Consider the following 19,215-nt stretch of genomic DNA (forward strand, 5'->3'; position numbering starts at 1 on the left):
GCGATGGATTTTTAGTGCGCGTAGCGCGACAGTCGCGCCAATCTCAACAGGACTTGATCATGAGCGCGGCATTCCTCTCCCATATCGACAACGAACTGCAAGGGCTGAAATCCGCCGGGCTCTACAAATCCGAGCGGGTGATCACCTCGACCCAGTCGGCTGAGATCGAAGTCGGCGGCGACAAGGTGCTGAACTTCTGCGCCAACAACTATCTCGGCCTCGCCGACAGCGCTGAATTGCGTAACGCAGCCAAAGGCGCGCTGGACCGCTATGGCTACGGCATGGCTTCGGTGCGTTTCATCTGCGGCACGCAGGAAGAGCACAAGCAGCTTGAATCAACGATTTCATCATTCCTCGGCATGGACGACACCATCCTTTACGGCTCCTGCTTCGACGCCAATGGCGGCCTGTTCGAGACACTGCTCGGCGAGGAGGATGCGATCATTTCCGATGCGCTGAACCATGCCTCGATCATCGACGGCGTGCGACTGTCGAAGGCCAAGCGTTTCCGCTACGCCAACAACGACATGGCCGATCTCGAAGCCCGGCTGAAGGAGGCGAAAGACAGCCGCTTCCGGCTGATCGCCACCGACGGCGTGTTCTCCATGGACGGCATCATCGCCAATCTGAAAGGCGTCTGCGACCTCGCCGACAAATACGACGCCATGGTGATGGTCGACGACAGCCATGCCGTCGGCTTCGTCGGCAAGAACGGCCGCGGCTCGGCCGAGCATTGCGGCGTCGAGGGCAGGGTGGACGTCATCACCGGCACGCTCGGCAAGGCGCTGGGCGGCGCGTCGGGCGGCTACACCTCGGGCAAAAGTCAGGTGGTCGACTGGCTGCGCCAGCGCTCGCGGCCCTATCTCTTCTCCAACACGCTGATGCCGGCGATCGCCGGCGCCTCGATCAAGGTGTTCGAGCTGATCCGAAATGGCGACGCCCTGCGCCAGCGCCTCTATGCCAATGCGGCGCGCTTCCGGTCCGAGATGGGCAAGCTCGGCTTCACGTTGGCCGGCGCCGATCACCCGATCATCCCGGTGATGCTGGGCGATGCCAGCCTGGCGCAGGAAATGGCGGCGCGTATGCTGAAGCGCGGCATCTATGTTATCGGCTTTTCCTTCCCGGTGGTGCCGAAAGGCCAGGCGCGCATCCGCACCCAGATGTCGGCGGCGCATTCCACCGCCGACATCGACCGCGCCGTGGCAGCATTCGCGGCGGTCGGCAAGGAACTGGGCGTGATTGGCTGAGAGTTTTACCCTCCCCCTTTTTGGGGAGGGTCGACTTTCGACCGCTTGCGAAGCAAGCGGGCGGGAGGCGGGGTGGGGGTCTGCAGGGTCACGACCTCCGCCAGTTTTTGACCCCACCCGGCCCTTCGGGCCACCCTCCCCACAAGGGGGAGGGTAAGGAGTTGTAGCATGTCGAACATGATGAAGGCGCTGGTGAAGGCCAAGGCCGAACCGGGCATCTGGATGGAAGAGGTGCCGGTGCCGGAGATCGGCCCTAACGACGTGCTGATCAAGGTCAAGAAGACGGCGATCTGCGGCACCGACGTCCACATCTACAATTGGGACCAGTGGGCGCAGAAGACCGTGCCGGTGCCGATGGTGACCGGCCATGAATTCGTCGGCACGGTTGCCGATTTTGGTGCTGCGGTCACCGAATACAAGGTCGGCCAGCGTGTCTCCGGCGAAGGTCACATCGTCTGCGGCCATTGCCGCAATTGCCGCGCCGGCAGGGGGCATCTCTGCCGTAACACGCTCGGCGTCGGCGTCAACCGCCCCGGCGCCTTCGGCGAATATCTGGCGATCCCGCAGCACAATGTCGTGCCGATCCCCGACGATGTGCCCGACGAGATCGCCGCGATCTTCGATCCCCTGGGCAATGCCGTCCACACCGCTCTGTCCTTCGACCTGGTCGGTGAAGACGTTCTGGTCACCGGCGCCGGGCCGATCGGCATCATGGGCGCGCTCGTTGCCCAATGTGTGGGGGCGCGAAAAGTCGTCATCACCGACATCAACCCGGTGCGGCTGGCGCTGGCCAAAAAGCTCGGCGTCCAGCATGTCGTCGATGCCTCGAAGGAAAAACTGCGCGACGTTATGCCGGCGCTGGGCATGACCGAGGGTTTTGACGTCGGCCTCGAAATGTCGGGCGCCGCGCCCGCCTTCCGCGACATGATCGACACGATGAACAATGGCGGCAAGATCGCCATTCTGGGCATCGCGCCGACCGGCTTTGAGATCGACTGGAACAAGGTCATCTTCAAGATGCTGCACTTGAAGGGCATTTACGGCCGCGAGATGTTCGAGACTTGGTACAAGATGATCGCCCTGGTGCAGGGGCCGCTGGATGTCAGCGGCCTGATCACGCATCGGATCGGTATCGATGATTTTCAGGCGGGGTTCGATGCGATGAGGAGCGGCAGTTCGGGTAAGGTGGTGATGGATTGGTAGGCGCAGAGGCACGTTCTAGCTGGAGAAGCCGGCGGGACAGCACCCCCCTCTGGCCTGCCGGCCATCTCCCCCGCAAGGAGGGAGATTGGCAGCTTTGACGCCTCGCCACCTCCGCAACATTGGAGATTGGCGAAAGCCTTCGCGACATCTGATCTCCCCCCTTGCGGGGGAGATGTCCGGCAGGACAGAGGGGGGTGTGAAGGATCACGGCGGAGCAGACCCTTTATTCACCCAACGCTCCCTCCAGCGCCGCCACGCCGCTCACAATCGCTGTCCGCTCCTCTGTGCTCAACCTCTCCAGCAACTCCCGTTCGAACGCCTTCGCCAGCGGCACCATTTCGCCATAGGCCGCCAGCCCCGCCTTCGTCAGCGCCAGGTGCTCCACACGTCGATCATTCTCGTCAGTTGTGCGTACCAGCCAGCGCCTTCGCTCCAGTTCCGCGACGGCGCGCGACACCTTGGTCTTGTGCATGGCCGACTGTTCGCCAAGCGCTGTCGCCGTCATGGTGCCGCGCTGTCCGAGCCCTGACAGGGTGCGCCATTCCGGCCGCGTCAGGCCGTGGCGGTCGCGGTAGATTTTTGAAAATTCGCGGCTGACGGCGTCGGCCAGCCGGTAGAGCCGATAGGGCAGGAAGCTTTCGAGTTCGAGGATTTCCATCTGCACCATGGATGCGGCATTCGCCCGTTGATAGTTACATTTTCGATGGTTACAAATGAAACCAGTTTGGTCAACATCGCCGGCAAGCAGCGCTTCGCGGGGCCGGGGTCAGGGAGGATCGGATGACCTTTTCCTACATGCCGGGCTTCGGCAACGACTTCGAAACCGAGACGCTGCCCGGCTCGCTGCCGCAGGGGCGGAACTCGCCGCAACGGCCGGCTTACGGGCTCTATGCCGAACAGCTATCGGGCTCGCCCTTCACCGCGCCGCGCGGCACCAATGAGCGTTCCTGGCTCTACCGCATCCGGCCGAGCGTAAAACACACCGGCCGCTTCAAGGCAGCGAGCTATCCCTTGTGGAAGACAGCACCCAATGTCGGCGACCACGAACTGGCGCTCGGGCAGTATCGCTGGAACCCGGTGCCGATGCCGAAGGAGCCGACCGATTTCATTCAAGGGATGCGCACCATCACCACCGCCGGCGACGTGCTGGGCCAAAGCGGCATGGCGGCGCATGTCTATGTCGCCAACCGCTCGATGGTCGACGACCATTTCTTCAACGCCGACGGCGAGTTGCTGATTGTCCCCCAGGTCGGTGCCTTGCGCTTTGTCACCGAGATGGGCATCATCGAGCTTCGGCCCGGCGAGATCGCCGTGCTGCCGCGCGGTCTGGTGTTCAAGGTCGAGCTCGCCGACAAGGAAGTGCGCGGCTATGTCTGCGAGAATTACGGCGCCAAGCTGACGCTGCCCGACCGCGGCCCGATTGGCGCCAACTGCCTGGCCAACCCACGCGACTTCAAGACGCCCAGCGCCTGGTTCGAGGAGAAGGAGACGCCGTGCCGGCTGACGGTGAAATGGTGCGGCAATTTCAACGTCACCGAGATCGGCCATTCGCCGCTCGACGTCGTTGCCTGGCACGGCAACTATGCGCCCTACAAATATGATCTGGCGACGTTTTCGCCGGTCGGCGCCATCCTGTTCGACCATCCCGATCCGTCGATCTTCACCGTGCTGACGGCGCCGAGCGGCGAGGAGGGCACCGCCAATATCGACTTCGTCATCTTCCCGCCGCGCTGGCTGGTGGCGGAAGACACGTTCCGGCCGCCCTGGTACCACCGCAACATCATGAGCGAGTTCATGGGCCTGATCCATGGCCAGTACGACGCCAAGGAAGAAGGCTTCGTGCCCGGCGGCATCAGCCTGCACAATCTGATGCTGGCCCACGGCCCCGACGCACCTGGCTTCGAAAAGGCCTCGCGCTCCGAGCTGAAACCGGTCAAGCTCGACAACACGATGGCCTTCATGTTCGAGACCCGATTCCCGCAAATGCTGACCCGCTACGGCGCCGAGCTTGAAACAAGGCAGGACAATTACATTGACTGCTGGACCGACCTGAAGAAGCGCTTCAACGGCACTGTGGAGGGCGACTGGTCTTGAGATCAGCCCGATGAGCGACCGGCTGCTGCTTCTCGGCTCGAAAGGCGGCCCGGCATTGCGGCCGGGCGGGCCGTGGCCGAGTTCGTCGCTGCTGGAACTGGGCGGGCGAACCATTGTCGTCGATTGCGGGCTCGGCGTCACGCGCGGTCTGGTCGATTCCGCCGTCAGCCTGAAGGCGCTCGACCTGGTCTTCATCACCCATCTGCATTCCGACCATGTGCTGGAACTGGGCCCGTTGCTCCACACCGCCTGGACCGCCGGGCTCGCCAGCCCGGTGACGCTGTTCGGACCGCCCGGCACCGACCAATACTGGCGCCGTTTCTGCCAGGCGATGGAGTTCGACATCGAAATTCGCATCGTCGATGAGGGCAGGCCGGACATTCGCGATCTGGTTTCGATCGTCGAATTCGGCGAGGGCGAGATTCTCTCGAAGGGCGGCCTGAAGGTCTCGGCACTGCGCGTCGACCATCCGCCGGTGACCGACTGTTTCGCGCTGCGCTTCGAGCATGGTGCGAATAGCGTCGTGTTCTCGGCCGACACAGCCTTCTTTCCGCCGCTCGCAGGCTTTGCCCGAAATGCCGACATTCTCGTCCATGAGGCCATGCTACAAGAAGGCATCGAGGGGCTCGTCGCCAGGACCGGCAATGGCGCGCGGCTGAAAGAGCATCTGCTTGCCAGCCACTCATTTGCCGAGCAGGCAGGTCGCATCGCCAGCGATGCCGGGGTGAAGAGGCTGGTGCTCAACCACCTCATTCCGGCCGACGATACCGAGATCGGCGAGGCCGACTGGGAGGCCGCCGTCAGGAAATCGTGGGCGGGTGACTTGACGATTGCCCGCGACGGCCTTGTTGTGAACTTAGACGGCGCCAAAGCCGCATCAGGAGAGGAAACCGTATGAAGCTTGCCACATTGAGGGACGGGGCGCGCGACGGAAAGCTTGTCGTCGTCTCGCGCGACCTGACGCGCTTCACCGACGCCTCGTTCCTGGCGCGCACGCTGCAGGCCGCACTCGACGACTGGCAGCGGATTTCGCCGCACCTGGCGACGATCGCCGAATCGCTGGAGAACAATGCGGTGCCGTCGGCACGCTTCCATGAGCATGACGCCCATTCGCCGCTGCCGCGCGCCTATCAATGGGCCGATGGTTCTGCCTATGTGAACCATGTCGAGCTGGTGCGCAAAGCCCGCGGCGCCGAGATGCCGGCAAGCTTCTGGACCGATCCGCTGATCTACCAGGGTGGCTCGGATTCCTTCATCGCGCCGCGCGAGCCGATCCGCACGGCGGACGAAGCCTTCGGCATCGACATGGAGGCGGAAGTCTCCGTCATCGTCGACGATGTGCCGATGGGCGCCAGCCTCGACCAGGCGCGCGCCGCCATCCGGCTGGTCATGCTGGTCAATGATGTGACGCTGCGCGCGCTCACCGGACCCGAGCTCGCCAAGGGGTTTGGCTTCTTCCAGTCGAAGCCGTCCTCGGCTTTTTCGCCGGTGGCGGTGACGCCGGACGAACTCGGCGACGCCTGGGATGGCGGCAAGGTCAACCTGCCTCTGCTCGCCGACGTCAACGGCAAGCCGTTCGGCCGTGCCAATGCCGGCGTCGACATGACCTTCGACTTCCCGGCGCTGATTGCCCATGCCGCAAAGACACGGCCGCTGGTTGCCGGCACCATCATCGGTTCCGGCACCGTCTCCAACAAGCTGGATGGCGGGCCGGGCAAACCGGTGGCGGCCGGCGGCGCCGGCTATTCCTGCATCGCTGAACTGCGCATGATCGAGACCATTGAGTCTGGCGAGCCCAAGACGCCGTTCCTGCGCTTTGGCGATACGGTGCGTATCGAGATGAAGAATAAAAGCGGAAACTCGATCTTCGGCGCCATCGAGCAGAAGGTCGAGAAGTCCCAGGCATAAGAGGGGGCAATAGTGACGGGAGAGGCGTTCTACCTGCTGGCCGGCGTCTGGGCGCTGGCCATTCTGGTGGTCTTCATCCAGGCGATCCGGCTGAGCTACCGCATCGAGGCGCGCTCGCCCGATCTGACCAACCGCAGTGGCTACCCGCGCAAGGCGATGATGTTCCGCACCATCACCAACACCAATGTGGCGCGGGACGAGGAGACGCAGGCGATGCGGCGGCGCATGAACCGGCTGCTGCTGATCGTTGTCGCCGGCTTCGCGGTGATGGCGGCTGGCATTGGCCTGATCAGACGAATGAACGCGTGACCCTGCTCGAGCATTTCAGCCGCATGGCCGGCAACAATCTCTGGTCGAACGACCGGCTCTATCGCGCCGTGCTGCAGCTAAAGCCCGGCGAATTCGAAGCCGAGCGCACAAGCTTCTTCCCGTCGATCAAGGCGACGCTCAACCACATCCTCGCGGTCGATCAACTCTATCTCGATTTTCTCGAAGAAGGCGGCGTCGGTGCGGCCGCTTATGACGACTACGTGCCGTTCGATGTGCCGCAGGCGCTGTTTGCCGCCCAGGTCGCAGCAGATCGACGCCTAATCGCCTTTTGCGAGAAGCTGTCGGAGGCGGATCTCGACCGTCAGGTCATCACGGACCGGCGCGAGGACGGCATGATCCCCGAAAAGATCGGCGACATTCTCGCCCATGTCTTCCTCCACGACATCCACCATCGCGGCCAGGTTCACGCGATGCTCTCGGGCAGCTCGGTCGCGCCGCCGCAGCTGGACGAGTTTTTGCTCGATTATGATTTGAAGGTGAGGAAGGAAGAGGTCGAGCGGCTGGGCCTCTGACCTTTATCTGGTGTACTCGTTCCATTCAGGGCCGAGTTTGTCGAAATCGTCAGAAATCCAAATCTTGCCCTTCAGGGCACCTATGCGCGACAACAAGTCTTCTCGAACTGGTGCCACGAGCCGCGCCGCGATCTTGCCGTGACGAGTGATGACTATCTCCTCGCCGGCTTCCGCGCGGCCGACGAGTTCCGATAGTTTGGCCTTTGCTTCGGTTATGGAGACGTTCACGGCTCGACCTCTTGTGATCGGAACTTAGATCAAAGCCGATCGAGCCGCAAACGAGCTTACGGTTTTCACGCCGCCTTGCCATCGACCTTGATCACGCCGCGCTTGATCTGGTCCTGCTCGATCGACTCGAACAGCGCGCGGAAATTGCCTTCGCCAAAACCTTCGTCGCCCTTCCTCTGGATGAATTCGAAGAAGATCGGGCCGATCACGGTTTTGGAGAATATCTGCAGCAGGATCTTGGTCATGCCGCCGTCGACCACGCCTTCGCCGTCGATCAGGATGCCGTGCTTCTTCATCCGCTCGATCGGCTCGTCATGCCCGTTCACCCTGTTGTACGACATGTCGTAGTAGGTCTCCGGCGGACCGGGCATGAACTTCAGCCCGTTGTCGGCAAGCTTGTCGGTGGCGGCGTAGATGTCGTCGGTGCCGACAGCGATATGCTGGATGCCTTCGCCATTGTACTTCTTCAGATACTCGGCGATCTGGCTGGTGTCGTCCTTGGACTCGTTCAGCGGGATACGGATCTTGCCGCAGGGCGAGGTGATGGCGCGGCTGACGAGGCCGGTGATCTTGCCGTCGATGTCGAAGAAATGGATCTGCTTGAAGCCGAACAATTCGCGATAAAAGTCCCACCATTTGTCCATCTGGCCGCGATAGACATTGTGGGTGAGGTGGTCGAGGAAATAGAAGCCGACGCCTTGGGGCCGCGGGTCGCGTTCGCCCAGCCACTCGAACTCGGCATCATAGGCCGAGCCCTTCTTGCCATAGGCTTCGATGAAATAGAGCAGTGAGCCGCCAATGCCGACAATGGCCGGCACGTCGAGCGCCTTGTCGTTGCCGTCGTAGGGCGTGGCGCCTTTCGATACCGCATGCTCGAACGCATGCTTTGCATCGACCACGCGCCAGGCCATCGAGGCGGCGCAGGGGCCGTGCTTGTCGACGAATTTCATCGCATGCGAACCCGGCTCGGCATTGACGACATAGTTGATGTCGCCCTGGCGCCAGACGGTGATGTCCTTCGTGCGGTGCTTGGCCACCGCGACATAGCCCATGCGGGTGAACAGTTCGGCTAGCTTCTGCGGCTCCGCATGCGCGAACTCGACGAACTCGAAACCGTCGGTGCCGGCGGGGTTTTCCTTGCTGATCTTTGCGGGCGGGGCGTGGTGCGGGAAGGGACCCATGGCATTCCTCCAAACGGATGGTGGCCGCATCGGACCACGAGATGACGCATGATAGTGCGAAGCGACCGCACGGTGCTTGCATTCAAACGCTTGAAATGATCTTCTCGTGCATAATTCATGCATGATTGGAGATGAATCGATGAATGAAGCGCGCATCGATCAATTTGACCGCAAGATAATGGCTCTCTTGCAGGGCGACGCGCGGCTCACCAACAACGATCTCTCGGAGCGCGTGAACCTGTCGGCATCGCAATGCTCACGCCGCCGCCAGCGGCTGGAGGAAGACGGCTACATCAAGGGCTATCGCGCCGTGCTCGACCGCGACAAGCTCGGCTTCTCGCTGGTCAACGTCATCTCGGTGACGCTCGCCACCCATAACCGCGACAATGCCAGGCGCTTCGGCGAGCTGCTGGCGCGGCTGCCGGAGGTGCAGGAGGCGCACGCGCTGACAGGCGAGATGGATTATATCTTGAAGGTGGTGACGCCCGACCTCAAATCGCTGTCGGAATTCGTCAATGGCGTGCTGCTGCCGGATGAATCGGTGCAGCATGTGAAGACAGCGATCGTGCTTGAGACATTGAAGGAAACCGGCGCGCTACCGATTTGAGTGGATATGATATCGGCACTTCGATACCGTTCATTTGCATTTGGAAAGTTCAGGCTGTGGGGAAGATGGTCAGTTTTCAGCTCGTCGCTATTGTTCTCTTTGGTGTTGGACTAGTGCTGTACACAATAGGTAGTTTTATCTATTTCGCGCGGCATCCCAAGGGCTTCGACGCAATGTTCCAAATTCCCTTTTACATCAATCCCTTCCGGTCACCTCCGGCATCTCCACTTGGAGGCTTCGTACGAGGCATATTCACAGATCCGAAATCCCGCTGGTGGTGCATTATCGGCGTTCCGATCGGTCTTGTGGGCTTTGTCTTGCTCGTTGCCAACACTGTCCCACTTGGTCAGATTGCCATGACCACCGCCGTTTTCGCTATCTTCTTTGGGGTGCGCGAACTGATGGCCAGAAGACGCCGCTGATTCCCCAGGTCAGCCCTTCGACTGCTGGATCAGCCCATAAAGATTGGTACAGCGCGCTCCAGACCGGCAATAAGCAAACACCGGTCCCTCAAGCGCTTCGAGCGCTTCGGCCTGATCTTCGACATTCTCGGCTGTGATCTGGCCGCTGATTACCGGGATGTAGCGGAAGGCCAGCCCCGCGGCTTCGACCGCCGCCTTGACGCTGTCGGCCGAAGGCTGGTCGGGCTGCTCGTCATCCGGTCGGTTGCAGATCACGCTCTTGAAACCGGCTTCCTTGATGGCGGCGGCATCTTCGGGCTGGATCTGGCCCGAGACCGAATAGTCCTCGCTGATTTCTCGATATTCCATGGCTCTCATCCTCTCAACCTGGTTTGGCGCGAAGTCTTGCCACTCTCACACGAGGCCGGCAATCCGCGCCGGAAAGAAATCCCTCGGCGCAGATAGACATTTGCGGCCCAAGATCCAACCCAGGCTCAAGAGGTTTCGCGCTGTTGGCCTTGCCCGGAGGCGGCAGCGACTCTAAACAGGCGCACCGACAAACGAAGGAACCATCCCATGAGCATTCGTCGCATCGATGTTGGCCCGCGCATGAGCCAGATCGTCATCCACGGCAACACCGTCTATCTCGCCGGCCAGGTCGGAACGCCCGGCGCCAGCGTTGGCGAACAGACCAGGTCGATCCTCGCATCTATCGACGAACTGCTGGCCAAGGCCGGCACCGACAAGACCAAGATCCTGCAGGCGATCATCTGGCTGGCCGATATGGGCACCTTCGCCGAGATGAACAAGGAATGGGACAAGTGGGTCCCGCAAGGCAACACGCCCGCCCGCGCCACGGGTGAGGCCAAGCTTGCAGGGCCGGAATACACTGTCGAGATTATTGTTACGGCGGCGATTTAGAGCGCGGTGCCTTACCCTCCCACTCGAGGGGAGGGTCGGCGAGTAGTCGAAGCGAAGCGGAGACTGCGAGACGGGGTGGGGTCGGCGAGGCTGCACCGGGCCCCCCCCCCCCCCCCCGGGGCGCCGCGGGGGGCGGGGTGCGCCGCCCCCCCCCCCCCGCGGGGGGGGGTGTCCCCCGCGGCACGCTGGACCCCCCCCCCCCCCGGGGGGGGGGGGCGGGGCGACGCCCCCCCCCGGCGCGCCGGCCCGGGGGGGGGGGGGCCGGCGAGGCTGCACCGACCCCACCCCGCGTCACCAGTGCCGCCTTGCGGCACTTGCTCCGCGACCCTCCCCTCGAGGGGGAGGGTAATCACCCCTGCGAAGGCCTGAACCGCGCCACCAGCGTGTGGCTCTCCGCGGCGTAGGTGAACCTCACCTGCGTCACCGGGTGCTCGGCGCCCCAGGTCCGGCGCTCGACCACCAGGCAGGGCGCGCCGGCGGCGATGTCGAGCGATTCGGCAATGTGCCTGTCGGCCGCGACCGCGCGGATACGGTGCTCTGCCTCGCTCCATGGCACGCGGCCGATCAGCCAAGGGCCGGGGGCGATGTCGAGAAACTCCTCCTCGGCGGCTTCCGCGACGGCGGCGAGATTGATCAGCCGCTGTTCGTGCGCGAACGGCCGCTTGCCGGCAAAATGCCGGCATTCGAGCGCCAGCACCTGTCCGGCTGCGTCCAGTTCCAGCAAGGCGCGATCCTCGGCGCTGCTGCGCCTTTTCTGCCGCGCCAAGCGCTCGTAACGATAAGCCAGGCCAAGCGACTCAACCTCGATCCTGATGTCGTGGATTTCCAGCACCGCGGCCTGCGACTGCGGCTGGCGGACAAAGCTGCCCGAACGGCGGCGGCGCTCTATCAGCCCGGCCTTGGCCAGCTGCGACAGCGCCTTGTTCACCGTCATGCGCGAGCAATTGTATTCGGCCGTCAACTCGTGCTCGAACGGGATGCGGTGACCCGGCGCCCAGGCGCCGGACATTATTTTCTCGCTGATGTCGGACAGGATGCGCTGGTGCAGCGAACCGCCGCCTTCCACCGCCGCTGTCTCTGATATGCTCATGCCGAAAGCGCCGTCATCACATGGCGAAAGCGCTCGGCGATCGTCTCACGCACTGCATGCCGGCCGCCGCTGACCTGTTTTTTTCCGTGCACCCAGACGCAATCGACCTTGCCGCCATTGGCAAAGATCCAGGCGTCGAGGATCGCATCGCCACTTTTTCCGGCCAGCGAAGGATGGTTTTCGTCGAGGGAGACGAAATCAGCCGCGGCGCCGGCGGCGATCCGCGACGGGCCGGCGCCGAGTGCGGTGCTGCCGCCATCGAGGGCGGCGTCGAACAGAGCCCGCCCGGTCGAGCCGCCGGCCACCGCCAGCACATTGCGGGCGCGGTGTGCGAGGCGCTGCGAATATTCGAGCTGGCGCAATTCATCCGGCAGGCCGATCAGCACGTTGGAATCCGAGCCGACGCCGAAGCGGCCGCCATGTTCGATGAACAGAGGTGCTGAAAAGGTGCCGTCGCCGAGATTGGCCTCGGTGATCGGGCAAAGCCCGGCAATGGCGCCGCTTCTGGCCATGCCGGTTGTCTCAGCCTCGGTCATGTGGGTGGCGTGGATCAGGCACCAACTCTTGTCGATCCCGGCATTGGCGAGCAGCCATTCGACCGGTCGCGCACCCGACCACGCCAGGCAATCCTCGACCTCCTTCGCCTGCTCGGCGACGTGGATGTGGATCGGTCCGTCCGGCGCAATGGCGGCAACAGCGCTGAGTTCCTCCGGCGTCGCGGCGCGCAGGCTGTGCGGGGCGACGCCGACGACAGCCTGATTCAACGCACGAACCGATTCGCGGCTTTTCTCAAGCAAGCGTTCGAACCGATTCACATCGTTGATGAATCGCCGCTGGCCTTCGTTGGGCGCAGCGCCGCCGAAGGAGGAATGGGCATAAAACACCGGCAGCAGCGTCAGGCCGATCCCGGTTTCGCCGGCGGCCGCGGCAATACGTTCGGCCATCTCGGCAAGGTTGGCATAGGGTTTTCCGTCGCGATCGTGGTGGAGATAATGAAATTCGCCGACGCGCGAGAATCCGGCCTCCAGCATTTCGACATAAAGCTGGGCGGCGACCGCCTCGACCTGGTCCGGCGCCATCGACAGCGCGAAGCGGTACATCACCTCGCGCCAGCTCCAGAAGCTGTCGGCGGAGGGACCGCGCAGTTCGGCAAGCCCGGCGATGCCGCGCTGGAAGGCGTGGCTGTGCAGGTTCGGCATGCCCGGCACCAGAATGGCGTGGCGTTCGTCGTCAGCCTGTATCGACGTGCCGGCTTCGACTGCCGTGATGCGACCGTCGTTCAACAAAATCCGCACCTTGTCGTGCCAGCCATTGGGCAGCAGCGCCTGTTCCGCAAAGATCGCCGTCACGTTTTTCTCCGCATTCCCTGAACAATTGCACTTGCAGTGCTTTTCAATATGTATATACATAATCGCCATCCAATCAAACGGAAAAAGATGATGGCGGCACAGAACAAAAGCCGGGCAGGGGGCCTTCACCTTTGGCGCAATGCGCGCCTGGCAACCATGGCCGAAGGCGACGCCGGACTGGGCATTGTCGACAAGGGCGCGATCGTCGCCCGTGACGGCGTCATCGTCTATGCCGGTCCGGAAGCCGACATGCCGTCAGCGTTGGCTCAGGGCGGCGAGACTACCGATTGCGAAGGCCGCTGGATCACGCCCGGCCTGATCGACTGCCACACCCATCTCATCCATGCCGGCAACCGTGCCAACGAGTTCGAGATGCGGCTGGCCGGCGCCACCTATGAAGAAGTCGCCCGTGCCGGCGGCGGCATCGTCTCCTCGGTCAAATCCCTGCGTGCCGCGAGCGAAGACGCACTGGTTGCGCAGACGCTGCCACGCCTCGATGCGCTGATGGCCGAGGGTGTCACCACGGTAGAGGTAAAGTCGGGTTACGGGCTCGATCTCGAAAATGAACAGAAGTCGCTTCGCGCCGCGCGGCAGCTGGACAAGCAACGCCCGGTCACGGTCCGCACCACCTTCCTCGGCGCGCATGCGCTGCCGCCGGAAGCAAAAGGCGACAAGGACGCTTTTGTCGATCTCGTCGCCAACACGATCCTGCCCGCAATCGCCGCCGAGGGCCTGGCTGACGCCGTAGACGGCTTTTGCGAGGGCATTGCCTTTTCGCCGGAACAGATTGCCCGCGTCTTCGACAAGGCCAAGGCGCTTGGCCTGCCGGTAAAGCTCCATGCCGACCAGCTGTCGAACCTGCGTGGCGCCGAACTTGCCGCCCGCTATGGCGCGCTGTCGGCCGACCATCTCGAATACACCGACGAGGCCGGCGCCGCAGCGATGGCCAAGGCCGGCACCGTGGCGACCATCCTGCCCGGCGCCTACTATTTCATCCGCGAAACCAGGAAGCCGCCGATCGGCCTGTTTCGCCAGCACGGCGTCAAGATGGCGGTCGCCACCGACAACAATCCCGGGACGTCGCCGCTGACCTCGCTGTTGCTGACCATGAACATGGCCGCGACGCTTTTCGGCCTGACCGTCGAGGAATGCCTGGCCGGCACCACTCGCGAGGCTGCCCGCGCGCTGGGATTGCTCGGCCAGACCGGCACGCTGGAGGCAGGAAAATCCGCCGACCTGGCGATCTGGGACGTCGAGCGTCCGGCCGAACTCGTCTACCGCATGGGCTTCAACCCGCTCCATGCCCGCATCTGGAGAGGACAATGACCGAACTTAACCTGAAGCCCGGCAATGCGACGCTGGCCGACTGGCGCACCATCTATCGTGGCGCCGTGCCGAAGCTCGACGCTGCCTGCCGTCCGAAGATCAAGGCCAGCGCCGAGGCTGTCGCCCGTATTGTCGCCAAGGGTGAGCCGGTCTATGGCATCAACACCGGCTTCGGCAAACTAGCCAGCGTCCGCATTCCGGCCGCCGATTTGGAAACCCTGCAACGCAACATCGTTTTGTCGCATGCCGCCGGTGTCGGCGAGCCGATGTCGGTTTCGATTGTCCGGCTGATGATGGCGCTAAAACTCGCCAGCCTGGCGCAGGGTGCGTCGGGCGTGCGGCCGCAAACCATCGAATTGCTGGAAGCGATGCTGGCCAACGACGTCATTCCCGTGGTGCCGGCGCAAGGCTCGGTCGGCGCCTCCGGCGATCTCGCGCCGCTGTCGCACATGACGGCAGTGATGATCGGCGTTGGCGAATGCTTTACCCCGCATGGCCGCTTCCCGGCCAAGGTCGCTTTCGTCTCGCACGGCCTGGAGCCGGTGACGCTGGGCGCCAAGGAAGGTCTGGCGCTGCTCAACGGCACGCAGTTCTCCACCGCCTATGCGTTGGCCGCTCTCTTCGAGGCCGAAGTGCTTTACCAGTCGGCGCTGGTCGCCGGCGCGCTGTCGACCGACGCCGCCAAGGGTTCGGACGCTCCCTTCGATCCGCGCATCCATCTCCTGCGCAAACATCCCGGCCAGATCGAGACGGCGGCAGCGCTGCGCAACTTGATGGCCGGCAGCGCCATTCGTGAATCGCACCGCGTCGGCGACGAGCGCGTGCAGGATCCGTACTGCCTGCGCTGCCAGCCGCAGGTGATGGGTGCGGCGCTCAGCGTGCTGCGCCAGGCCGCCGATACGCTCGGCACCGAGGCCAATGGCGTCACCGACAATCCGCTGATCTTCGCCGAGGACGATACTGCGCTTTCAGGCGGCAATTTCCACGCCGAGCCGGTGGCTTTCGCTGCCGACATGATCGCGCTTGCCGTCTGCGAGATCGGCTCGCTGTCGGAGCGCCGCATCGCCATGCTGGTAGACCCCGCGCTGTCCGGCATGCCGGCCTTCCTGACGCCGAAGCCCGGCCTGAACTCCGGCTTCATGATCCCGCAGGTGACGGCGGCGGCGCTCGTCTCTGAGAACAAGCAGAAGGCCTATCCGGCAAGTGTCGATTCCATCCCGACCTCGGCCAACCAGGAAGACCATGTATCGATGGCCGCACACGGCGCTCGCCGGCTGATCGGCATGATCGAAAACGCCACGGCCGTCATCGGCATAGAACTCCTGGCCGCCGCGCAGGGCTGCGATTTCCATGCACCGCTGGCATCGAGCGTAGCCCTGGAAGCTGTTCGCAAGCTGGTCCGAGCAGAAGTGCCGCATCTCGACAATGACCGACATTTCCATCCCGATATGGAAAAGGCCATCGCCATGGTGCGCAGCGGCGCTGCCATCAAGGCTGCGAGCGCGGTGACATTGCCTTCGATCTCGGGAGTCTGACATGACCGACTGGCTGACAGTGACCGAAGGCACGGCACCCCTGTTGGTGTCGATCCCGCACACGGGTATCGATCTCGCCGGCATCGACAATCGGCTGGTCTCGCCCTGGCTCGGCCGCCGCGATTGCGACTGGTGGATCGACAATCTCTACGATTTTGCCGCCGGCCTTGGCGCGACTGTCGTGCACACGTCGATCTCGCGCACCGTCATCGATGTCAACCGCGATCCTTCCGGCGCCTCGCTCTATCCCGGGCAGACGACAACGACGCTATGCCCGACCGAGACCTTCGACGGCGATCCGCTGTATCTGCCCGGCGCGGAACCGACGCCATCGGAGATCGATCAACGCCGCATAGCGTATTTCGTGCCCTACCATGAAATGCTGGCGGCTCAGTCCGTCAGGCTGCGCGGCCTGCATGAGAAGGTCGTCATTTACGATTGCCACTCGATCCGGTCGGTGCTGCCGCGCCTGTTCTACGGCACGCTGCCGGTGTTCAATCTCGGCACCAATGACGGCCAGACCGCGAATCCTACGCTGCAGGCGCTGGTTGGTCAGATCATGGCCGAGAGCGGTGAAAGCAATGTCATCAACGGCCGTTTCAAGGGCGGCTGGATCACCCGCTATTTCGGCAATCCGCAAGGCGGCTACCATGCGCTGCAAATGGAACTTGCCGATCGCGGCTATTTGCGCGAGCCCGAGGGCAAGGGCGAACCGGACAATTGGCCGGTGCCTTATGATGCCGAGTTCGCCGCGCCGATGCGCGCCACACTGACGAAAATCCTCCAATCCGCCATTGACTGGGCCGGGCGCTGAGACGCCGCCTTACTCCAAAGGGACAATGATGAACAATCCTCGCCACAACATCCGCGAAGTGCGCGCGCCCCGCGGCGACAAGCTCAACGCCAAATACTGGACGACCGAAGCGCCGCTGCGCATGCTGATGAACAACCTCGATCCCGATGTCGCCGAAAACCCCAATGAGCTCGTCGTCTATGGCGGCATCGGCCGGGCCGCGCGCACCTGGAACGATTTCGACAGCATCGTCGCCTCGTTGAAGACCCTCAATGAAGACGAGACGCTGCTGGTCCAGTCCGGCAAGCCGGTCGGCGTCTTCCGGACGCACACCGATGCGCCGCGCGTGCTGATCGCCAACTCCAACATCGTGCCGCATTGGGCGACCTGGGACAAATTCAACGAGCTCGATAAAAAAGGCCTGATGATGTACGGCCAGATGACGGCCGGCTCCTGGATCTATATCGGCACGCAAGGCATCGTGCAGGGCACCTACGAGACCTTCGTCGAGGCCGGCCGCCAGCACTACAATGGCAACCTTACGGGCAAATGGATCCTGACCGGCGGCCTCGGCGGCATGGGCGGCGCCCAGCCGCTTGCCGCCGTCATGGCCGGCGCCTGCTGCCTCGCCATCGAATGCAATCCGGACTCGATCGATTTCCGGCTGCGCACCCGCTATGTCGACGAGAAGGCCGAGACGCTCGACGAAGCGATGGAAATGATCGAGCGCTGGACCAAGGCCGGCGAGGCGAAGTCGGTCGGCCTGCTCGGCAATGCGGCCGACATCGTGCCGGAAATGTTCAAGCGGGGCATCCGCCCCGACATGGTCACCGACCAGACCTCGGCGCATGACCCGATTAACGGCTATCTGCCCAAGGGCTGGACGATGGCTGAGTGGCGCGAGAAGCGCGTCTCCGATCCCAAGGCTGTCGAGAAGGCCGCCCGCGCCTCAATGCGCGAGCATGTCGAGGCGATGGTCGCGTTCTGGAATGCCGGCGTGCCGACGCTCGACTATGGCAACAACATCCGCCAGGTCGCCAAGGACGAAGGCTTCGAGAACGCCTTTGCTTTCCCGGGTTTCGTGCCGGCCTATATAAGGCCGCTGTTCTGCCGCGGCATCGGCCCGTTCCGCTGGGCTGCTCTTTCGGGCGATCCCGAGGATATCTACAAGACGGACGCCAAGGTGCGCGAACTCACCCCCGGCAACACCCATCTGCACAACTGGCTGGACATGGCACGTGAGCGCATCGCCTTTCAGGGCCTGCCGGCGCGCATCTGCTGGGTCGGCCTCGGCGACCGCCACAGGCTGGGCCTCGCCTTCAACGAGATGGTGGCCAGGGGCGAACTCAAGGCGCCCGTCGTCATCGGCCGCGACCACCTCGATTCCGGCTCGGTGGCTTCGCCCAACCGCGAGACGGAAGCGATGAAGGACGGCTCCGACGCCGTCTCCGACTGGCCGCTGCTCAATGCGTTGCTCAACACCGCGTCGGGCGCAACCTGGGTGTCGCTGCATCATGGCGGCGGCGTCGGCATGGGCTTCTCGCAGCATGCCGGCATGGTCATCGTCGCCGACGGCACGCCGGACGCCGCAAGGCGCCTGCAGCGCGTGTTGTGGAACGATCCGGCGACAGGCGTCATGCGCCACGCCGATGCCGGCTACGACATCGCCATCGAGTGCGCGAAGGAGCACCAGCTCAATCTGCCCGGTATTCTAGGCTGATTGGCTTAAATGATGCGCATCCTATGGGCCGCCGACTACCGGGTCATGCCGTGGAAGAATGGCGGCGGCACGACCACCGAGATCGCCGTCTCGCCGGACGGCGCCGGGCTGGACGATTTCGACTGGCGCGTTTCGATGGCGCGAGTCGAGGATAGCGGGCCGTTCTCGGGCTTTGCCGGCGTCGACCGCACGCTGGCCGTGCTGGAAGGCGAGGGCATCGTCCTCGACATTGCTGGCCGGCGGCCGGCCGAAGTGACGGCGGCTTCCGCCCCGCTGTCCTTCCCGGCCGATGTGCCGACCACGGCCGCGCTGATCTCCGGTCCGATCACCGACCTCAACGTCATGACCCGCCGCGGGCGGGCAACGCACTCGGTCCAGCGTCTGATAGTTTCGGTTCCGACCGATATCCGGCCGACCAGCGCTATGACCCTGATCCTGCCGTTCGACGGTGAGGTCGGCGTGACCGGCGCGACATCGTCGCGCCTTGGACCTCGCGACACGCTGTTGCTCGGACCGCAGGCCGCGAAACTGCGGCTTGAACCGGTGCGGCCGACGATCGTGTTCGTCGTCCGGATAGCCAGCCTGGGCTAGCCGCACCGCCAGCACAACGATTAACGCCTGTTGCCAAACATGATCGCACGCCGGAGAAATCTGGCGTAAGCTGTTGTCTGGATCACGAAAAAGCCCGAATCCTTCCGTCGTTCCAAGGCGGACGGGAGGGCAGGGGTGCTCGTCCTTAAGTTGTCGAAAGCCCCACTTAAAATGTCGAA

General features: G+C 63.5%; 21 protein-coding genes. 15 read left to right on the forward strand and 6 right to left on the reverse strand.

Translation table 11 applies throughout. The features are described from left to right. The first annotated feature begins 59 nt into the window (after positions 1–59). Both NKJ78_RS00985 and tdh read left to right on the forward strand, forming a co-directional pair. A complete protein-coding gene (locus NKJ78_RS00985; protein WP_352460543.1) occupies positions 60–1,247 on the forward strand; it encodes a glycine C-acetyltransferase in 1,188 nt (395 codons plus the stop codon). 168 nt (positions 1,248–1,415) lie between these two features. Continuing rightward, positions 1,416–2,450, forward strand: a complete 1,035-nt coding sequence (gene tdh, locus NKJ78_RS00990) for an L-threonine 3-dehydrogenase (RefSeq protein WP_023739257.1) — start codon at positions 1,416–1,418, stop codon at positions 2,448–2,450. 223 nt (positions 2,451–2,673) lie between these two features. Here tdh and NKJ78_RS00995 read toward each other — a convergent pair whose 3' ends face one another. After that, entirely contained in the window at positions 2,674–3,108 is a 435-nt protein-coding gene (locus NKJ78_RS00995; protein ID WP_031203942.1) for a MarR family winged helix-turn-helix transcriptional regulator, read from the reverse strand. Between the two features lie 122 nt (positions 3,109–3,230). On the opposite strand from NKJ78_RS00995, the gene hmgA reads away from it, so the two are divergent. The 5 genes from hmgA to NKJ78_RS01020 are packed head-to-tail and all read left to right on the forward strand — an operon-like array spanning position 3,231 to position 7,294. After that, on the forward strand, positions 3,231–4,544 hold the full coding sequence (hmgA, locus tag NKJ78_RS01000; RefSeq protein WP_352562295.1) for a homogentisate 1,2-dioxygenase: 1,314 nt from the start codon (positions 3,231–3,233) through the stop codon (positions 4,542–4,544). 10 nt (positions 4,545–4,554) lie between these two features. Continuing rightward, positions 4,555–5,442, forward strand: coding sequence for an MBL fold metallo-hydrolase (locus NKJ78_RS01005; protein WP_352460545.1), 888 nt, complete (start codon positions 4,555–4,557; stop codon positions 5,440–5,442). Further along, positions 5,439–6,452, forward strand: a complete 1,014-nt coding sequence (locus NKJ78_RS01010; protein WP_352460546.1) for a fumarylacetoacetate hydrolase family protein — start codon at positions 5,439–5,441, stop codon at positions 6,450–6,452. Before NKJ78_RS01005 ends, NKJ78_RS01010 begins: the two co-directional genes overlap by 4 nt. Before the next feature lie 12 nt (positions 6,453–6,464). Then, positions 6,465–6,761, forward strand: a complete 297-nt coding sequence (locus NKJ78_RS01015) for a hypothetical protein (RefSeq protein ID WP_023821157.1) — start codon at positions 6,465–6,467, stop codon at positions 6,759–6,761. Continuing rightward, on the forward strand, positions 6,758–7,294 hold the full coding sequence (locus NKJ78_RS01020; protein ID WP_023821156.1) for a DinB family protein: 537 nt from the start codon (positions 6,758–6,760) through the stop codon (positions 7,292–7,294). Before NKJ78_RS01015 ends, NKJ78_RS01020 begins: the two co-directional genes overlap by 4 nt. A 3-nt stretch (positions 7,295–7,297) precedes the next feature. On the opposite strand, the gene NKJ78_RS01025 is transcribed toward NKJ78_RS01020, so the two are convergent. Both NKJ78_RS01025 and hppD read right to left on the reverse strand, forming a co-directional pair. Next, on the reverse strand, positions 7,298–7,522 hold the full coding sequence (locus NKJ78_RS01025; protein WP_023702307.1) for a type II toxin-antitoxin system Phd/YefM family antitoxin: 225 nt from the start codon (positions 7,520–7,522) through the stop codon (positions 7,298–7,300). A 65-nt stretch (positions 7,523–7,587) separates the two neighbouring features. Beyond that, positions 7,588–8,703 carry a 4-hydroxyphenylpyruvate dioxygenase gene (gene hppD / locus NKJ78_RS01030; protein ID WP_352460547.1) on the reverse strand — a complete coding sequence of 372 codons (1,116 nt, stop codon included), beginning with the start codon at positions 8,701–8,703 and terminating at the stop codon, positions 7,588–7,590. A 139-nt stretch (positions 8,704–8,842) separates the two neighbouring features. Between hppD and NKJ78_RS01035 the strand changes: the two genes are divergently transcribed. Next, positions 8,843–9,310: an Lrp/AsnC family transcriptional regulator gene (locus NKJ78_RS01035; RefSeq protein WP_352460548.1), complete on the forward strand. Its 468-nt coding sequence runs from the start codon at positions 8,843–8,845 to the stop codon at positions 9,308–9,310. Positions 9,311–9,375: 65 nt separating this feature from the next. Continuing rightward, positions 9,376–9,732 (forward strand): hypothetical protein, encoded by a 357-nt coding sequence (locus NKJ78_RS01040; RefSeq protein WP_031250958.1) that lies wholly within the window; start codon positions 9,376–9,378, stop codon positions 9,730–9,732. A gap of 9 nt (positions 9,733–9,741) precedes the next feature. On the opposite strand, the gene NKJ78_RS01045 is transcribed toward NKJ78_RS01040, so the two are convergent. Beyond that, positions 9,742–10,080 carry a protein tyrosine phosphatase family protein gene (locus NKJ78_RS01045; RefSeq protein WP_352460549.1) on the reverse strand — a complete coding sequence of 113 codons (339 nt, stop codon included), beginning with the start codon at positions 10,078–10,080 and terminating at the stop codon, positions 9,742–9,744. 207 nt (positions 10,081–10,287) lie between these two features. Here NKJ78_RS01045 and NKJ78_RS01050 point away from each other — a divergent pair, with 207 nt between their 5' ends. Then, on the forward strand, positions 10,288–10,632 hold the full coding sequence (locus NKJ78_RS01050; protein ID WP_023672906.1) for a RidA family protein: 345 nt from the start codon (positions 10,288–10,290) through the stop codon (positions 10,630–10,632). Positions 10,633–10,981: 349 nt separating this feature from the next. Here the strand turns inward: NKJ78_RS01050 and hutC are convergent, their stop codons facing one another. Next, positions 10,982–11,722: a histidine utilization transcriptional repressor HutC gene (gene hutC / locus NKJ78_RS01055; RefSeq protein WP_023739263.1), complete on the reverse strand. Its 741-nt coding sequence runs from the start codon at positions 11,720–11,722 to the stop codon at positions 10,982–10,984. After that, on the reverse strand, positions 11,719–13,071 hold the full coding sequence (locus NKJ78_RS01060) for a formimidoylglutamate deiminase (protein WP_352460084.1): 1,353 nt from the start codon (positions 13,069–13,071) through the stop codon (positions 11,719–11,721). The genes hutC and NKJ78_RS01060 overlap by 4 nt, the downstream gene beginning before the upstream one ends. Positions 13,072–13,161: 90 nt before the next feature. Here NKJ78_RS01060 and hutI point away from each other — a divergent pair, with 90 nt between their 5' ends. Genes hutI through NKJ78_RS01085 form a run of 5 tightly spaced genes read left to right on the forward strand, consistent with a single transcriptional unit; the run spans position 13,162 to position 19,036 of the window. Further along, positions 13,162–14,397, forward strand: coding sequence for an imidazolonepropionase (hutI, locus tag NKJ78_RS01065; protein ID WP_031209675.1), 1,236 nt, complete (start codon positions 13,162–13,164; stop codon positions 14,395–14,397). Beyond that, positions 14,394–15,932 (forward strand): histidine ammonia-lyase, encoded by a 1,539-nt coding sequence (gene hutH, locus NKJ78_RS01070; protein ID WP_352460085.1) that lies wholly within the window; start codon positions 14,394–14,396, stop codon positions 15,930–15,932. The genes hutI and hutH overlap by 4 nt, the downstream gene beginning before the upstream one ends. 1 nt (position 15,933) lies before the next feature. Then, a complete protein-coding gene (hutG, locus tag NKJ78_RS01075) occupies positions 15,934–16,746 on the forward strand; it encodes an N-formylglutamate deformylase (RefSeq protein WP_352460086.1) in 813 nt (270 codons plus the stop codon). 28 nt (positions 16,747–16,774) lie between these two features. After that, positions 16,775–18,445, forward strand: coding sequence for a urocanate hydratase (gene hutU, locus NKJ78_RS01080; RefSeq protein WP_023705777.1), 1,671 nt, complete (start codon positions 16,775–16,777; stop codon positions 18,443–18,445). A gap of 12 nt (positions 18,446–18,457) precedes the next feature. Further along, the gene (locus NKJ78_RS01085; protein WP_352460141.1) at positions 18,458–19,036 is read left to right on the forward strand and encodes a HutD/Ves family protein; all 579 of its coding nucleotides are present in this window, start codon (positions 18,458–18,460) and stop codon (positions 19,034–19,036) included. The last annotated feature ends 179 nt before the right edge of the window (positions 19,037–19,215 follow it).

Source organism: Mesorhizobium sp. M0037 (genome assembly GCF_040323635.1).
Lineage (GTDB): Bacteria > Pseudomonadota > Alphaproteobacteria > Rhizobiales > Rhizobiaceae > Mesorhizobium.

Bases quoted from the DNA above. Each gene is read 5' to 3' on its own strand.
- NKJ78_RS01050 (WP_023672906.1), top strand. From the start codon at position 10,288: ATGAGCATTCGTCGCATCGATGTTGGCCCGCGCATGAGCCAGATCGTC.
- NKJ78_RS00995 (WP_031203942.1), bottom strand. From the start codon at position 3,108: ATGGAAATCCTCGAACTCGAAAGCTTCCTGCCCTATCGGCTCTACCGG.
- NKJ78_RS01035 (WP_352460548.1), top strand. From the start codon at position 8,843: ATGAATGAAGCGCGCATCGATCAATTTGACCGCAAGATAATGGCTCTC.
- hutU (WP_023705777.1), top strand. From the start codon at position 16,775: ATGAACAATCCTCGCCACAACATCCGCGAAGTGCGCGCGCCCCGCGGC.
- hutH (WP_352460085.1), top strand. From the start codon at position 14,394: ATGACCGAACTTAACCTGAAGCCCGGCAATGCGACGCTGGCCGACTGG.
- NKJ78_RS01005 (WP_352460545.1), top strand. From the start codon at position 4,555: ATGAGCGACCGGCTGCTGCTTCTCGGCTCGAAAGGCGGCCCGGCATTG.
- NKJ78_RS01085 (WP_352460141.1), top strand. From the start codon at position 18,458: ATGCGCATCCTATGGGCCGCCGACTACCGGGTCATGCCGTGGAAGAAT.
- hppD (WP_352460547.1), bottom strand. From the start codon at position 8,703: ATGGGTCCCTTCCCGCACCACGCCCCGCCCGCAAAGATCAGCAAGGAA.
- hutI (WP_031209675.1), top strand. From the start codon at position 13,162: ATGGCGGCACAGAACAAAAGCCGGGCAGGGGGCCTTCACCTTTGGCGC.
- hmgA (WP_352562295.1), top strand. From the start codon at position 3,231: ATGACCTTTTCCTACATGCCGGGCTTCGGCAACGACTTCGAAACCGAG.
- hutC (WP_023739263.1), bottom strand. From the start codon at position 11,722: ATGAGCATATCAGAGACAGCGGCGGTGGAAGGCGGCGGTTCGCTGCAC.
- NKJ78_RS01040 (WP_031250958.1), top strand. From the start codon at position 9,376: ATGGTCAGTTTTCAGCTCGTCGCTATTGTTCTCTTTGGTGTTGGACTA.
- NKJ78_RS01010 (WP_352460546.1), top strand. From the start codon at position 5,439: ATGAAGCTTGCCACATTGAGGGACGGGGCGCGCGACGGAAAGCTTGTC.
- hutG (WP_352460086.1), top strand. From the start codon at position 15,934: ATGACCGACTGGCTGACAGTGACCGAAGGCACGGCACCCCTGTTGGTG.
- tdh (WP_023739257.1), top strand. From the start codon at position 1,416: ATGTCGAACATGATGAAGGCGCTGGTGAAGGCCAAGGCCGAACCGGGC.
- NKJ78_RS00985 (WP_352460543.1), top strand. From the start codon at position 60: ATGAGCGCGGCATTCCTCTCCCATATCGACAACGAACTGCAAGGGCTG.
- NKJ78_RS01045 (WP_352460549.1), bottom strand. From the start codon at position 10,080: ATGGAATATCGAGAAATCAGCGAGGACTATTCGGTCTCGGGCCAGATC.